We start from the raw sequence: 236 nt of genomic DNA, 5'->3' as shown, positions 1-236 counted from the left end.
AGAGGGTAGCGGCCTTGGGCGACTCCGCCGCGCACGGGGCTATCACCGTGTCCGACGTGCCTTTCCAGGTGAACTTCGACGGAGTCGCGTCAGGTGCACCCGCCTCTGCCGGCCACAATTCGCTGGCGATCGACGCTAGAGATTGCCTGGTAGAGCTGTTCCCGCTTCGCTCGCCGTTACTGGGGGAATCCTGGTTAGTTACTTTTCCTCCGCTTATTGATATGCTTAAGTTCAGC

The 236-nt window shown here is 59.7% G+C and carries 1 rRNA gene; it reads right to left on the bottom strand.

Features of this window, described 5'->3' with window-relative positions:
• Positions 1–236, bottom strand: a 23S ribosomal RNA gene (locus tag MFF64_RS37340); the annotation flags it as partial.

The organism is Methylobacterium frigidaeris (genome assembly GCF_022179185.1).
In the GTDB taxonomy this organism is placed as follows: domain Bacteria; phylum Pseudomonadota; class Alphaproteobacteria; order Rhizobiales; family Beijerinckiaceae; genus Methylobacterium; species Methylobacterium frigidaeris.
The sequence above is the reverse complement of the archived record's forward strand: the minus strand, read 5'-3'. Positions and strand labels throughout refer to the sequence as shown.